Annotated in this window: 9 protein-coding genes; 5 read left to right on the top strand and 4 right to left on the bottom strand. The window is 70.6% G+C overall.

What is annotated here, in order from left to right; all coding sequences use genetic code 11:
• The first annotated feature begins 44 nt into the window (after positions 1-44).
• Genes FB561_RS32825 through FB561_RS32815 form a run of 3 tightly spaced genes read left to right on the top strand, consistent with a single transcriptional unit; the run spans position 45 to position 4,226 of the window.
• Positions 45-1,445 (top strand): glycoside hydrolase family 28 protein, encoded by a 1,401-nt coding sequence (locus tag FB561_RS32825; RefSeq protein WP_145813916.1) that lies wholly within the window; start codon positions 45-47, stop codon positions 1,443-1,445.
• 31 nt (positions 1,446-1,476) lie between these two features.
• Positions 1,477-2,919, top strand: coding sequence for a glycoside hydrolase family 28 protein (locus FB561_RS32820; protein ID WP_202880976.1), 1,443 nt, complete (start codon positions 1,477-1,479; stop codon positions 2,917-2,919).
• Entirely contained in the window at positions 2,916-4,226 is a 1,311-nt protein-coding gene (locus tag FB561_RS32815; RefSeq protein ID WP_145813915.1) for a glycoside hydrolase family 28 protein, read from the top strand. The genes FB561_RS32820 and FB561_RS32815 overlap by 4 nt, the downstream gene beginning before the upstream one ends.
• 148 nt (positions 4,227-4,374) lie before the next feature.
• Here FB561_RS32815 and FB561_RS38070 read toward each other — a convergent pair whose 3' ends face one another.
• Together FB561_RS38070 and FB561_RS32805 are read right to left on the bottom strand one after the other, a co-directional pair.
• Complete coding sequence (locus FB561_RS38070) at positions 4,375-5,637, bottom strand: hypothetical protein (protein ID WP_170284916.1); 1,263 nt, start codon at positions 5,635-5,637, stop codon at positions 4,375-4,377.
• A gap of 4 nt (positions 5,638-5,641) precedes the next feature.
• Entirely contained in the window at positions 5,642-8,131 is a 2,490-nt protein-coding gene (locus tag FB561_RS32805) for a pectinesterase family protein (protein WP_145813914.1), read from the bottom strand.
• A 187-nt stretch (positions 8,132-8,318) separates the two neighbouring features.
• On the opposite strand from FB561_RS32805, the gene FB561_RS32800 reads away from it, so the two are divergent.
• Positions 8,319-9,773: a glycoside hydrolase family 28 protein gene (locus FB561_RS32800; protein ID WP_145813913.1), complete on the top strand. Its 1,455-nt coding sequence runs from the start codon at positions 8,319-8,321 to the stop codon at positions 9,771-9,773.
• Between the two features lie 40 nt (positions 9,774-9,813).
• The gene (locus FB561_RS32795; protein WP_145813912.1) at positions 9,814-10,848 is read left to right on the top strand and encodes a LacI family DNA-binding transcriptional regulator; all 1,035 of its coding nucleotides are present in this window, start codon (positions 9,814-9,816) and stop codon (positions 10,846-10,848) included.
• A 196-nt stretch (positions 10,849-11,044) separates the two neighbouring features.
• Here FB561_RS32795 and FB561_RS32790 read toward each other — a convergent pair whose 3' ends face one another.
• Positions 11,045-13,771 (bottom strand): glycoside hydrolase family 78 protein, encoded by a 2,727-nt coding sequence (locus FB561_RS32790; protein WP_238335266.1) that lies wholly within the window; start codon positions 13,769-13,771, stop codon positions 11,045-11,047.
• A complete protein-coding gene (locus FB561_RS32785; protein WP_145813911.1) occupies positions 13,768-15,492 on the bottom strand; it encodes a glycoside hydrolase family 127 protein in 1,725 nt (574 codons plus the stop codon). Before FB561_RS32785 ends, FB561_RS32790 begins: the two co-directional genes overlap by 4 nt.
• Positions 15,493-15,566 lie beyond the last annotated feature (74 nt).

Raw genomic sequence — 15,566 nt, 5'->3', positions numbered from 1 at the left:
GTGCAATCGTTTGCACTCCCCTGCGGTCCGAACGGAGCACAACCATGAGCGAGGAACTTCACCGGCGCGGCTTCCTACTGGCCGGCGGTGCGGTGGCAGCTGGACTGGTCCTCAGCGGCGGTACCGCCCCGGCCGCCGCCGCGGAACCGGCTGCCGACGCCCAGGTCGCCCGGATCCTACGGCGGATCCGGGCGCCGCGCTTCCCGAACCGGTGGTTCGACATCACCCGGTACGGCGCGGTCGGCGACGACGCAACCGACTGTACCGCCGCGATCCGGGCGGCGATCGAGGCCTGCCACGCCGCCGGCGGCGGCCACGTCCTGGTCCCGGCCGGCGACTTCCGGACCGGCGCGGTGCACCTGCTCAGCGGCGTGGACCTGCACCTGGCCGAGGGCTCCCGGCTCGCGTTCAGCCAGGACCCGGCCGACTACCTGCCGGTGGTCCCGACCCGGTACGAAGGCACCGAGTGCTACAACTACTCGGCCTTCGTCTACGCCTACCGGCAGCGCGACATCGCCGTCACCGGCAAGGGCGTCCTGGACGGCCGCGCCGACGCGAACCACTGGTGGGACTGGACCGGCGGCCCGCCGCCCAACGAGGGTCCGGACAAGACCCTGCTGCTCAAGCAGGCCGCCGACGGCGTCCCGGTCGAGCAGCGGGTGTTCGGCGAGGGTCACTACCTGCGGCCGAACCTGCTCCAGTTCAACCGGTGCGAGAACGTGCTGCTGGAAGGCATCACCGCCAAGGACTCGCCGATGTGGAACCTGCACCCGGTGCTGTGCCGCAACGTCACCGTCCGCGGCGTCGTCATCGACAGCCCGCACGGCCCGAACAACGACGGGATCGACCCGGAGTCGTGCACCGACGTGCTGATCGAGGGCTGCACGATCTCCACCGGCGACGACTGCATCGCCTTCAAGGCCGGCAAGGACGCCGACGGCCGCCGGGTGAACGTCCCGACCCGGTACGCGGTCGTCCGCGACTGCGAGATGGCCGACGGGAACGGCGGCGTGACCATCGGCAGCGAGACCACCGGCGGCGTCAGCGACATCTTCGTCCGCGACTGCACAATGAGCAGCCCACGGCTGGAACGCGCCATCCGCATCAAGAGCAACCCGCAGCGCGGTGGCACGATCGCGAACTTCGACGTCCGCCGGGTCCAGGTCGGCCAGGCCGCCGACTCGGTGATCGAGATCGTGCTCAACTACGCCAACGTCACCACCGGCGACTTCCCGCCCGACCTGCACGGCATCAGCATCAGCCAGCTGACCGCGGCCGGCGCACCGCGTGCTCTGAACCTGCTCGGCCTGCCCACCGTCCCGCTCCGCGACATCCGGCTGCAGGCCTGCCGGTTCGACGGGATGGAGGAGGAGAACCTGATCCAGTACGTGGACGGGTTGCGCCTCGACCAGGTCTGGATCAACGGCGTCCGGGTCGACAACTGACCGCTCCACCCACGACCTGAGGAGAAATCCCGTGGTGCAAGACAAGTTCAGCCGCAAGAACTTCCTCCGGATGACGGCCGGCGCCGCCCTGCTGCCGACCGTGGCCGCGATCGCGACCGGCGAAGCGGCCGCCGGTCCCGTCGCCACGGCCGCGCCGCCCGGTACCGACGGGTTCGGCGGTCCCGGCTGGGGCCAGCTCGGCGAGATCATGCGGGTCACCAAGCCGCCGAAGTTCCGCGACCAGGACTTCCCGATCACCGCCTACGGCGCGGTCGCGGACGGCACGACCGACGCGACCGCCGCGATCCGGGCCGCGATCGAGGCCTGCCACGCGGCCGGCGGTGGCCGCGTCGTCGTCCCGGCCGGGTCGTTCCTCACCGGCGCGATCCACCTGAAGTCCAACGTGAACCTGCACGTGTCCGAAGGCGCGACGCTGCTGTTCAGCACCGACCCGGAGCAGTACCTGCCGGTGGTGCTGACCCGGTTCGAGGGCATCGAGCTGATGAACTACTCGCCGCTCATCTACGCCCGCGACTGCGAGAACATCGCGGTCACCGGCACCGGCACGCTGGACGGCCAGGCGGACTGGGACAACTGGTGGTCCTGGGTCAACCAGACCAGCACCGACTTCGCGAACCTGAACGCGATGGCCGAGGAAGGGACCCCGGTCCCGGAGCGGGTGTTCGGCGCCGGCCACTTCCTGCGGGCCGCGTTCATCGAGACGTACCACTGCCGCAACGTGCTGATCGACGGGGTGAAGCTGCTCCGGTCGCCGTTCTGGGAGATCCACCCGGTGCTGTCCCGCAACGTCACGGTGCAGAACGTGCACATCGACAGCCGCGGCCCGAACAACGACGGCGTGGACCCGGAGTGCTCGCAGTACGTGGTGATCCGCAACTGCGTGCTCGACGTCGGCGACGACTGCATCGCGATCAAGTCCGGCCGGGGTACCGACGGGCTGCGGGTGAACGTGCCGTCGGAGAACATCCTGATCGAGGACTGCACGCTGAACATCCGGTACGGTGCGATCACCATCGGCAGCGAGATGACCGGTGGGGTCCGCAACGTGTTCGTCCGGAACTGCAGGATCGGCAGCGCGAACCAGTACTTCGGGCTGTACATCAAGACGAACTCGACCCGCGGCGGGTTCGCCGAGAACATCTACCTGAAGGACCTGGAGATCTCCAACCTCACCAAGGAGGTCGTGTCCTGCAACTTCTACCGCGGTGAGGGCGACACCGGTCCGCTGACGCCCCGGGTCCGCAACGTCGAGCTGCGCAACGTCACCGTCGGCCATGCCCGCAACGCGTTCTCGATGACCGGGTACCCGCGCTCGCCGATCCAGGACTTCCGGGTGATCGACTGCACGTTCACCAGCATCGACGCACCGAGCACGATCAAGGACGTGCAGATGAAATTCACGAACTTCACCGTGAACGGGCAGAAGATCACCGACCCGGCGCAGCTCCTGTGAGCCGGCAGACCGCTGCCGGCTGGGACGACGTGGACCGGATCCTGGCCACCGTCCGGCCGCCCGTGTTCGCCGACCGGGACTTCCCGATCACGGCGTACGGGGCGGTCGGGGACGGCCGGACCCCGGCCACCGAGGCGATCCGTACGGCCGTGGCGGAGTGCGCCGCGGCCGGCGGGGGCCGGGTCGTGGTTCCGCCGGGCACCTTCCTGACCGGCGCGGTGCACCTGCGGTCCGGGGTGAACCTGCACGTCTCCGAAGGGGCCACGCTGCTCTTCAGTTCCGACCCGGTCGACTACCTGCCCGTCGTACGGACCAGGTACGAGGGCGTCGAGGTGTTCAACTACTCGCCGATGATCTACGCGTACGGCTGCACCGACATCGCGGTCACCGGCACCGGCACGATCGACGGCGGCGGTGACTGGGACACCTGGTGGGGCTGGTTCCACCGGTGCGACGACGACTTCGTCAAACTGCGGCAGCAAGGTGCGGACGGCGTCCCGGTGGACGAGCGGATCTACGGGCCGGGGTACCACCTGCGGTCGAGCTTCATCCAGCCGTACGACTGCGTGAACGTGCTGATCGAGGGCGTGAAGCTGGTCCGGTCACCGTTCTGGCAGGTCCACCCGGTGCTCTGCCGGAACGTGACGATCCGGGACCTGGAGATCGACAGCGAGGGCCCGAACAACGACGGCGTCGACCTCGAGTCCTGCCGCTCGGTGGTCGTCCGCGGCTGCCGGATCACGGCCGGCGACGACTGCATCGTGGTCAAGTCCGGGCGCGAGGCCGACGGTCTGCGGGTGAACGTGCCGTCGGAGGACATCGTGGTCGAGGACTGCACGCTGACGGTGAAGTACGGCGCGATCACGGTCGGGTCGGACATGACCGGCGGCGCCCGCAACATCTACGTCCGCGACTGCGTGATCGGCAGCGACCGGCTGTACTTCGGGCTGTACCTGAAGACGAACTCGATCCGCGGCGGCTTCGCGGAGAACATCTACCTGAAGGACCTGACGATCTCCACGCTCACCAAGGAGATCGTCCAGTGCAACTTCCACCGAGGCGAAGGCGACACCGGCGACCTCACCCCGCGCGTCCGCAACGTGGAACTGCGCAACATCACGGTGCAGAAGGCCCGCAACGTCCTGCACGTCCGCGGGTACGAGCGCTCCCCCGTCCAGGATCTGCGCCTGGTCGACTGCAGGTTCGACGGGATCGAGGCGCCGAGCACGATCGAGCACGCCGAGGTCCACCTCGACAACGTCACCGTCAACGGCCATCCCGTCAGCAAGGCCGCCGAGCTGCTCTGACGCTCGGTCCACCTTGATCACCTACCGGGGATCTCGAACAGGGTATTTCCTGTCCGAGGTCCCCGGTCGGTGTTCACGCCGGCCGCGGGACGGCGTGCTGAAGCGGCAGCGCCCGCGGCCGGTTCACCCCGGACCCAAGGGGGTGAGCTCAGGGAAGGTGGGCGCAGTGCTCGTCGAGGTCCCAGAGGATCACCGACAGCGCGTACGGGCTGATCGTGTGGTCGCCGTGGGTGGCGTCCTCGAGCAGCTCCCAGTGCCCGTTCGCCTCGTTGCTGGTGGCATCGGTCCCGATCACCGCGATGCGCTGCCGGACCGCGGCCTCGTAGCTGCGGTGCCCGACACCGTTGAAGCAGCACTCGTCGAAGCGGTTGAGGATCTGGACCTGCCGCCGGTTCTTCCCGACGGCGGCGAGGGCGTAGATGTCCGGGAAGTCCGCCAGCCCGTAGAACCCAGGCTGCTTGTCCTGCCGCTGTTCCCAGTCACCACGGGTCGGGCTCGGCTTCGGCGACCCGGGCCGGACGAAGAACGGCAGCGAGCCGGCGGTCGGGTACGACCGGGTGATCCGCGGATCCAGGGCCGGGTAGATCGTGGTCGCCCAGCCACCGCCGGACAGCCCGATCATCTGCACCGAGGACGGCCGCTCGGTCGCCTGCACGTGGTTCATCGCCACCGCCAGCGGCTCGAGGAACAACGCCAGCGGCGAGTACTCCGCGGACTCCCACAGGTTCAGGTCGTTGTGCGAGGGCTGCTGCTGGACGGTGGGATCCGCCGGGTCCTGCAGGGTCTTCGGGTTCCAGTGGTAGAACGGCATCGCGAACAACAACACCGTGTACCCGTGGTCGAGCAGGCCCTGCGTGGTCCGCTGCAACGTGTCCAGCGGTTCGCCGTGACCGTTGTGGTAGAACGCGATCCGGCGATGGGTCCGCTGCACCGGCTCCACCAGGAACACCGTCGCGACGTACCCGAACCGCATCGCCACCTCGAGCTTGTCGTACCGGCGGACGCCGGTGAACGCGGGCAGCTCGGCCGGCGTCCCGACGTCACGGTGGACGGTCGGCAACCCGGTCGGCAGGACGCCGGTGTCCTTCCACACCTGCGCGACCAGCTGCGGGCGCAGCGCCTCGGCGTCCTCGGCAGTGTGGATCTTCATCAGATCCTCCACGTCGACGCCGACCACGACCTGCGGCAGCGTCTTGTACGCCGCGGTGTGCGCGGCCGCGATCTCGGCGTTCACCGGCGCGACCGGACGCGGCGCCGGCTGCGGGCGGGCACCGTTCGGAGTCTCGGTCACAGCGCCTCCCGCGTCGGTCGGGGTCCCGGCGGCGGCCGCGGTCGCGGTCCAGCCGGTGGCAGTGGTCGCCGCCAGGGTGCCGAAAGCACCAAGCACGGACCTGCGCTTCATTGCGGACATCGTTTCACCTTTCGGAGCGGGAAGTCGGGACGACGGGGTGCCAGCCGCTCAGCACGGCGGCCGGGTCGCGCAACGGCGCGGCCTCGTCGGCGCTGAGCTGGCGGGAACACGCGAGCCGTCCACTGGTGTCGAGCGGCTGACCGGCCAGGTCGGTGCTGCCGTACTCCCAGAACCGCAGCTGACCGGCCGCGGCGCAGTCGTTCGGGCTGGTGACCTGGAACCCGGCGGTCTTCACGTGCTTGTCCATCGCGGAGTCGACGAAGACCACCTGGCTGGTCGGGAACCGGCTCAGCTCGACCCGGCCGAGGAACACGCTGTCGTCGGGCGCGTCCGGGCCACGGGTGAGCTTGACCCGGACGAACACGTTGCCGGGGCCGTTGTCGGAGTTGCGGACCTGGTTGTAGTACCCGGCGTGCAGGGCCTTCAGCTCGGAGTCCTGGACGAAGACGCCACCGGTGCCCCAGATGAAGTCCACGTCACCCTCGACGTAGCTGTCGGTCACGAATCCCTTGCCCTGCAGGCGCAGGCTGTCCTGGTACCCGAGGATGCGGACCCGGCCGAGCACGATCCGTTCGCCGTTGCCGCGGAACGCCTCGGCCTGCGAGCCCCGGTACGGCGTCAGGTTGCGGACCGTCACGTCGGTCATCGAGAAGTCGTCCGCGTCGACACCGAACGAGGCCCGCCAGCAGTTGAACCGGTCCGGCTGGGGCAGCACGCGGCGCGGGCAGTACGCCTGCTCGATCGGCACGTTCGCCATCGCGTAGTCGCCGTTCAGCAGGTTGTTGTTCGGGTAGCTGATCTCGGTCCGGCCGGCGCCGGCGCCGACGATGGTGACGTGCGGCTTGGTCTGCGGGACGTAGACGAGCTCGCGGTACGTCCCCGGCGCGACGTCGATCCGGACCTCCTTGTCGTTGCCCTCGGCCACGAAGTCGACCGCGCCCTGGACGGTGCAGAAGTCGGCGTCGCCACGGCCGTCGACGGTCAGCCGGGAGGTGCCCGCCTTCGGGTCCTGCTGGGTCCGGAACATCCACTCGACCGGCGAGCTGATGCCCGGGTGCCCGGCGAAGAACCCGGGGTCGACCGTCACGGAGTACACCTGGCCGGCCGCGAGTCGCTGGTGCGGGTGGATCGAGACCGTCCGCCCGTCCACGACGACCGGCTGGTACGTCCACTTGTGCAGCTCACCGAAGTCGGAGCGGGCGCCCCCGACGTACCGCTGGTACGTCGCGGTGTCGCCGAGGTCGATCGTGTCGACGACCTCACCCCCGGCCCGGTGGATCCGCAGCTTGCCCTGCCGGCCGACCTCGACCGGCCCGTCGAACGTCAGGCGCAGCGGGGTGTCCGCACACGTCGCGTCCGCCACGCCCTGGGGCGCGAGCTTCGGGGAGACCGTGTCGCCCGGCCGGGAGGACCGCCAGCCGGTGAGCTTCTCCAGCACCTTGATCAGCTTGCCGGAGGCGACCTGGTGACCCTGGACGCTCGGGTGTGAGCCACCGTTGTAGTCACCGGGGGCCAACCAGCCGGTGGTGTCGACGTACACGATCCGCCGGTCCCTCGCCTGCTCGACGGACGCCTTGATGTCGGCCGCGTGCGTGCCCGTGAACGGCCGCAGCGCGAGGATCAGCGCCTTGGGGTTCGCCGCCCGGACCTGCCGCAGGTACGCCAGGTACTTCGGCGCGAACTCCTCGCTCGGGTACGGCGCGTCGTTGGTACCGAAGTTGACCACGACCGCGCCCGGGTCGAACGGCTCGGCGGGGAGGCCGGCCAGGTGGTAGCCGAACGACTCCGACGCCGTCCCGACGTTGCCGTGGCCGGGTTGGATGATGCCCTGCTTGCCGAAGCCGACCTGGTTCGTCGAGGCACCGAACGCGTTCCCGACCAGGTGCGGGTAGCTCTTCGTCCCGTCGGCGCAGTCGATCCCGAGCCGCGGGCACAGCGCCATCACGCCCTGGGTGATCGAGTCGCCGTAGAACTCCAGCCGCCGGTCCGGGATCGACGGCAGCGGGACCAGCTTCGCGCCCGGGCCGAGCTCGATCTTGGCCAGCACCACGCCGGACTGGACCGGCGTGATCCACCGGTTCTCGTACTCGTCGACGTCCTTGACCGCGATCTCGGCGGTGTGGATGGCGTTCGGGTCGAGGCCCTCGGCGAAGACCTTGTGCTCCTCGTCGACCTTGACCAGCTTCGGTTCGCCGCCGTCGACGGAGATGTACAGCTGCGCCGGGACGGTGATCGACTCCGTCTCGAACCACGCCCCGACCTGGCCACCGGTGAACCGGAACCGCAGCGACGAGCCGGAGTTCACCGTGGTGGCGAGGTCGTCGTCCTTGGCCCAGTGCCCCTGGTACTCGATCCTCGGGTCGAACGGGCCGAAGGTGGCCGGGTTCGCGGCGGCCGCGGCCCCGGCGGCCTGGGCGGCGGGCACGGTCAGCGCGCCGGCGGCGAGGCAGGCGGCCAGACACAGGCTGACGAGGTACAGGCGGAGCTGACGCACGGTGGTCTCCCTCGCGCAGGCCACCGCGGAGGAACCCGGGGCGGCGGGCAGGTAATCCTTTTCCTGGCTACCGTCGCAGTGCGAACGAAGCGCGTCAAGACCTTGACCCGGAGTTGTCCGCTGAAATAGGAAAAGGTTTGCAGCCCTGCAGCAGCAGGGATTCCGCCCCCGTGGTGAGGAGACGACGATGACCGAGCCCACCCGACGCCTGTTCCTCGGCGGAGTCGGCGCAGCCGGCTTCGGCCTGCTGGGACCGAACCTCAGTACCGCCGCCGCGGTCGGCGCGCCACCACAGGCCGCTGCCGCGGACGGCCCCACCTCGCCGTGGGCGCGGGCCGAGTACATCTCGGCGAAGGTGCGCGGACCGCGGTTCCCCCGCCGCTGGTTCGACATCACCGACTACGGCGCCGTCCCGGGCCAGGACGCGACCGACGCGATCGCGACCGCGATCACTGCCTGCCACCGCGCTCAGGGTGGCCACGTGGTCGTCCCCGCGGGCAACTGGCCGACGGGGCCGATCCACCTGCTCAGCAACGTGGATCTGCACGTGTCCGAGGGCGCGACGCTGCTGTTCAGCACGGACCCGACGGACTACCTGCCGCTGGTGCTGACCCGGTTCGAGGGCGTCGAGCTGTACAACTACTCGCCGCTGATCTACGCGTTCGAGCAGGAGAACATCGCGGTCACGGGTACCGGCACCCTCGACGGCCAGGCCGACGACGACCACTGGTGGCCGTGGAAGGGCCAGACCGCGCACGGCTGGGAGCCTGGTGAGCCCCGCCAGGCCGAGGCCCGCGCGCTGCTGTTCGAGCAGGCCGAGCAGGGCGTCCCGGTCCGGCAGCGCCAGTACGGCGAGGGCGGGTACCTGCGGCCGTCGTTCATCGAGCCGTACCGCTGCCGGAACGTGCTGATCGAGGGTGTCACGATCCTGCGGTCGCCGATGTGGGAGATCCACCCGACGCTGAGCGAGTCCGTCCTGGTCCGCGGCGTCACGGTCCAGTCGCACGGCCCGAACAACGACGGCTGCAACCCGGAGTCCTGCCGGATGGTGGTGATCCGGGATTGCACGTTCGACACCGGCGACGACTGCATCGCGATCAAGGCCGGCCGGAACGCCGACGGCCGACGGGTGAACACCCCCACCGAGGACGTGCTGATCGAGGGCTGCACGATGCGCGACGGGCACGGCGGCGTGACGATCGGCAGCGAGATGACCGGCGGGGTGCGGAACGTGTTCGTCCGCGACTGCGACCTGTCCAGCCCGAACCTCGACATCGCGCTGCGGTTCAAGACCAACTCGGTCCGCGGCGGGTTCATCGAGCAGTTCCACGCCAAGGAGCTGCGGATCGGCCAGGTCGGGTCGTCGGTGATCGACATCAACTTCTTCTACGAGGAAGGCCCCGGGCACGGCTTCAACCCCCGCGTCTCCGACCTGGCGGTGACCGGCCTGACCGTCGGTACCGCGCGCCGCAGCCTGAACCTGAAGGGGTACCCGGACGCGCCGATCAGCGGCGTCCGGTTGCAGCACGTGGACTTCGGCACCACCAGCCAGCCACCGGTGGTGCAGGACGTCACCGGGCTGGTGCTGACCGACGTGACCGAGAACGGGCAGCCGCTGGTGCTGGACGCACCGGTCCGGTGACCTGCGCCACCGGTCCGGCCGGACATGATCCAATGACTCGGTGAGCAAGACGTCCAGAGGTGGCGCGGCGCCGTCCGCGGGCCGGGCCACGATCCACGACGTGGCCCGGATCGCCGCGGTGTCCACGGCCACGGTCTCGCGGGTGATGAGTGGCGGCAAACCGGTCTCCACCGAGGTCACCGACCGGGTCCGCGCCGCCGCCCGCGAGGTCGGCTACCGGCCGAACCCGGCCGCCCAGACGCTGCTGCGCGGCCGGAGCCAGACGATCGGCGTGGTGGCGCCGGACCTGGGCAACCCGTACTTCGCGGAGATCCTGAAGGGGGTCGCCGCGGAGGCCGCCGAGGTCGGGCACCACACGCTGGTCGCCGGCACCGACGAGGACCCGGAGCGCGAGTACCGATCCGCACTCGAGCTGGCCCGCTGGGTCGACGGTCTGCTGCTCTGCGCACCCCGGATGAGTACGCCGCGGCTCAAGGAGGTCGCCGCGGCGAGTCGCTCGCTGGTGCTGATCAACCGCGTCCTGCGGCACCCGTCGATCGGCGCGGTCGTGGTCGACTACTCCGAGGGCGTCAAGGTGCTGTGCGAGCATCTCGCCGGCTTCGGGCACGAGCGGATCGTGTACCTCGAAGGACCGCCGAACGCGTGGTCGGACCGGCAGCGCCAGCGCGGGTTCCGGACCGCCGAGGCGCTGGGCCAGACGGTGATCCCGATCCCGTGCGGCTCGGCGATGCAGGACGGGTACGCGACCGCCGACGAGGCGCTGAAGCACCAGCCGACCGCGGTGATCGCCTTCAACGACCACGTCGCGCTGGGCGTCTTCACCCGCTTGCGCGAGCTGGGCATCGACGTCCCCGGTGAGCTCTCGCTGATCGGGATCGACGACGCGCCGATGAGCGCGCACACCGATCCCGGGCTGACCACGTTCGCCGTCTCCACGGTCGACCTTGGCCGGCTGGCGTGGCAGAAGTTCACCAGCGACCCGGGGGCGGGGGTCGTCCACCTGTCCGGCAGCCTCGTCGTCCGCGGCTCCACCGGCCCCGCCCCGCGCAAACGTCGCCGCGCCACCAAACGCTGAACCCCGCCGCCGAACGCCCACACCCCTCAGCAACCCCGCTCGCCCTCGGCCGCCGCACTCCACAGCCGATCCCGCGCCCAATGGCAGGTTGTTGGGCCACTAGCGCGCTACAACCCGCCAGCGGCTCAACAACCCGGCAGTGGGTACTTCGCGCGCGACCCGTGGGCGGTCGGGTGCGGGTGGTCGGGGGCGGGGGTTAGTGGTCGGCGGTGAAGGTGTAGCGGCCGGAGGGGATGCGGCAGACCAGGACGCCGTCGGCCGGGCCGACGACCTCGATTCCGTCCTGCTCCGCGACCGGGCGGCCGGACTCCTGGACCGACGCCGGGTCGTTGGTCGGGACGTGCACGGTCGCGGTCGTGCCGGGCGGTACCTCGACGTCGAGACCGAGCCGGCCGTCCGCGGTCTCCCAGTGGGTGGTGACCCGGCCCGACGGGGTGTCGTACGCCGCCTGCGCCCAGGTGAGCCGGCCACCCGGACGGGGGCGGATCACCAGGTCCCGGAAGGCGACCGACGACGGCGCCTGGGCGATCCCGGCGACGTCGGAGTACAGCCACTCGCCGACCGAGCCGAGCGAGTAGTGATTGAAGGAGTTCATCGCGACCGGACCGAACCCCTTCTCCTCGGTCCAGCCGTCCCAGCGCTCCCAGACCGTCGTCGCGCCGTGCCGGATCGAGTACCCCCAGGACGGGTACCGGTCGTCGTGCAGCAGGTCGTACGCCAGTTCCAGCTGGCCGTACTCGGCCAGGATCGGGCAGAGCAGCGCGACCCCGGCGAATCCGGTGGTCAGCGAGCGGCCCCGGCGTTCCAGGTCGGCGACGAGGTGCTTGACCGCCTCCTGCTCCAGGTCGGCCGGCAACAACCGGTACGCCAGCGGCAGCAGGTACCCGGTCTGGGTGTCGCCGCGGACCTTGCCCTCGGCATCCACGAACTCGGCCACGAACGCCGCCGCGATCCGGTCCCGCAGGTCGCCGTACTTCTTCGCCTCGTCCTCAAGTCCGAGCACCCGTGCCGCCGAGGCGGTGAACTCCGCGCTGCGGGCGAAGTACGCGGTGGCCAGCACGTCCCGGTCGGTGACCACGTCGACCTGCAGCCAGTCGCCGTAGTGACCACCGGTGCGGTTGCGCCAGATCAGGTCGGGGTTGGCCCGGTGCACGAAGTCCACCCAGCTCCGCATCGACGACCAGGCCTGCCGGAGCACGCGCTCGTCGCCGTAGCTGCGGTACAGCGTCCACGGCACGATCGTGGCCGCGTCGGACCACGCGGGTGTGCCGTGGCGGCCGGTGATCAGGTGCGGGATCACGTCGGGGACGGCGCCGTCCGGGGTCTGCGCGACCGCGAGGTCCTGGAGCCAATTCGCGAAGAACGTGTGCACGTCGGCCTGGTACGCGGCGGTGGGCAGGAAGATCTGCGCGTCGGCGGTCCAGCCGAGGCGCTCGTCCCGCTGCGGGCAGTCGGTGGGCACGCTGACGAAGTTGCCGCGCTGGCCCCAGCGGACGTTGCTGAGCAGCTGGTTGACCCCGGCATCGGAACACTCGAACCGGCCGGCGACCGCGGTGTCGGAGTGCAGCACCCGCCCGGTCACGTCGGCCACGGTGAGCTCACCCGGGTACCCGGCGATCTCGACGTACCGGAACCCGTGCACGGTGAACGCGGGCTCGAAGATCTCCTCACCGGCGCCGGCGCTGACGAAGTAGTCGGTCGCGTCGGCGGTCCGCAGGTTCGCGGTGTACACCTCGCCGTCGGACTGCAGCATCTCCGCGTGCCGGAGCCGGATCCGGTCACCCTCGGCCGCACCGCGAACGCGCAGCCTGATCCGGCCGGCCAGGTTCTGCCCGAGATCGACGACGTACCGGCCGGGCTCGCGCCGGTCCACCGACACGGCCGCCACGTCCTCGGTCACCCGGACCGGTTCGGTGCTCGCGGCAACCAGGGTGGACACGTCGGACCCGACCTCACCGGCCGGTTCCCAGCCGGTCCCGAGCTCGTACCCCGGGCTGGCCCAGTCACCGAGCTCCAGCCGCGCGTCGTACGACTCCCCCATCAGCAGGTCCGCGAACCGCAGCGGCCCGGTCCGCTCGATCCAGCGCGCGTCGGTGCCGATGATCGTCTGGCTGCCGTCGGCGTGGTCGACGACCAGCTGGGCGAACAACTGAGGCTTCTTGCCGTAGTGGTGCGCCTGGCTCCGGGTGTCCCAGCCGACGTACCCCGACCACCAGCCCTCGGCGATGACCGCGCCGAGGACGTTCTCGCCTTCCTGCAGGAGCTCGGTGACGTCGTACGTCTGGTAGGCCAGCCGGGCGCGGTAGTCGGTCCAGCCGGGGGTCAGCTCGTCGGCGCCGACGCGGTGGCCGTTCGCGGTCAGCTGGTACAGGCCGTGCGCGGTGGCGTAGACGCGAGCCCGGGTGACCGGCGCCGTCAGGTCGAACGAGCGACGCAGGTACCGCGGCGCGGCGAGGGTGGCGGAGCGTTCCGTCCTCGGCTCGACCTTGCGGCGCTCGTCGTTCGGTGGCTCGAACGGCGGCTCGGTGTCGTAGTCGTGCTCGATCCAGCGCGCCTGCCACTCCTCGGGGTGGAAGATGCCGGTGGCGAAGGTCGCCGACGCGCTCGTCACCGCGCCCGCGGCGTCCCGGACCTCGACGGTCCAGCTGTAGTCGGTCTGCGAGGTCAGCGGCGCCCCACCGTGATCAGCGAACGTCGCGTCGTCGGACCGCCAGCCGCTGTCCCAGACCTGGACGCCACCGCGCTCCAGCCGGATCCGGAACGCGTCCTGCCGGTCACCGCGCACCGGCGAGGCGAGCCGCCAGCTCAGCCGCGGCCGCGCGGAGCCGATACCGAGCGGCTCGACCAGGTGCTCGCACCGCAGGTCGTACGGCGTCAGCGCCTCGGCGGTCGGGGAATCGGTCAGCACCCAGCCTGTAGTCACCAGGACCACTCCGTCTCAGGTCGGTGGAGGTCGTACTCGCGGAGCCCGCCGGCGTGTTCCGGCCGGTCCCCGTACATCGGTCGGGCGTGTCCCTGCGGGTCGATCGCGACCACGTCGTCGCCTCGCCAGTGCGCCCGGAACTCGTTGCCCGCAGCAAATTCGGTGGTGGTCGACTCGACCGTCGGGAAGGTCACGGTGATCCGCTCCCCCGGCTGCGTCCGCGGGATCGACAGGTACCCGTCGGGCGCCCAGATCCGCTCGGCGCCGGTCCACTCCCGGTCCTCGGACCCGCCTTCGCGGCGCAACGCCAGCCGCGCGTACCCGGCCCAGTCCGGCACCCGGACCCGCAACTCGTCGACCGGCTCGTTGACCAGCAGCTCCACCTTGCCCTCGACCGGCAGGTGGCTCACCACGTCGACGAAGCGGTGCGCCCTGGACAGCAGCAGGTTGACGCGGGCCAGCGACCGGTCACCGGTGACGATGCTGTTCCAGGCCCAGAACAGCCCGCGTACCCCGGAGCCGACGCAGCAAGCCTGCACATCGTTGGTGTGACCGCGGCCGAGCGGGACGTCGGACACGTAGTCGTTCGGTGCGCCGTACCCGCAGAACGCGCCGAGGACGCGCTCGCCGACGTTGACGTGGGTCCGCCAGCCCGGCTCGTCACCGGAGCGGTCGGCCGCGGACTGCACCCAGCTGACGTCCTGCAACTGCGACGCGGCCAGGTGGTTGCGGACGAACCGCTCCACCACGGGCCAGTACTCGGTGAGCCCGCTGCCGCCGAGCGTGGACCCGAGGCCGATCAGGTCCACCAGCGAACACGTCTCGTGCTCGTACCGCTGGTCGGCCAGGTCGCCCGGGGTCCAGCCGAAGCCGGTGGCCTGGGTCAGCACCCAGTCGTAGCTGCGCCGGACGAACTGGGTCAACCCGTGGTCACCGGTGTGCTGGGCCAGCCGGGCGAGTCCCTCCAGCGTGCCGACCCGGGTGTGGAAGTGGCCGCTGCGGAAGACGCGGGCCGGGTTGAAGCTGCCGTCGGGCAGGTAGACGCCGCTCTTCTCGACGATCAGCCGGGCGAACCACTCGCACAGCTCGAGCGCGTCGGCGTTGCCGGTCGCCTGGTGGTAGCGCAGCAGCGGCATGATCAGCCGGCCCGAGAACGACGCCGGGTCCGGCGCCAGGTGCAGGTCGATCGCGTTCGACGACGGCCAGCCTGCCGGGGTGTACTCCGAGGCCGGGTAGAACCAGACGTCGCGCTCCTTGATCGCGATCCGCTTCAGCGCGGCGACCTGGCGGTCGGCGGCCGCCTGCGCGACCGGATCGCCGGTGGCGACCACGGTGGTGGTCAGCGCGAGCAGGGTCGCTCGCTGGTCGATCAGGTTGGCGTGCGCCTTCCAGTGCCCGAGCGGGTGCTCGCGCCGGTAGGTCAGCCCGTCCTCGCCGAGCAACGCCAGCAGCGTCTCCCGGTACCGGTCGGCGACCGTGGTCCAGCCGGGCTCCCAGTCCTTGCCGCCGGTCATCTGCCGGGCCAGCAGGATCGCGTCGGTCAGCCGGCCGTGACTGGACCCGTAGTCCCAGTCACCGTGTTCGAGCCGCGCCGGCCTGGCCAGCAGGTTCGCGCTGAAGAACGGAATTCCGTCCTGCTCGTCGTCGGCCAGGCCCACCACCGCGTTCATCGCGAGGGCGGCTCGTTCTTCCAGCAGCAGCGTCGCCGGGATCATTGCCATAGGAAAACCTTTACCTCATCGGGGTACGATGTCAACGGCCCAACCACGCGCCGGGCACGGATCCGCCTTGTTTT

Origin of the sequence: Kribbella amoyensis, assembly GCF_007828865.1 — a bacterium.
In the GTDB taxonomy this organism is placed as follows: domain Bacteria; phylum Actinomycetota; class Actinomycetes; order Propionibacteriales; family Kribbellaceae; genus Kribbella; species Kribbella amoyensis.
This window is presented reverse-complemented; position numbering and strand designations above follow the sequence as displayed.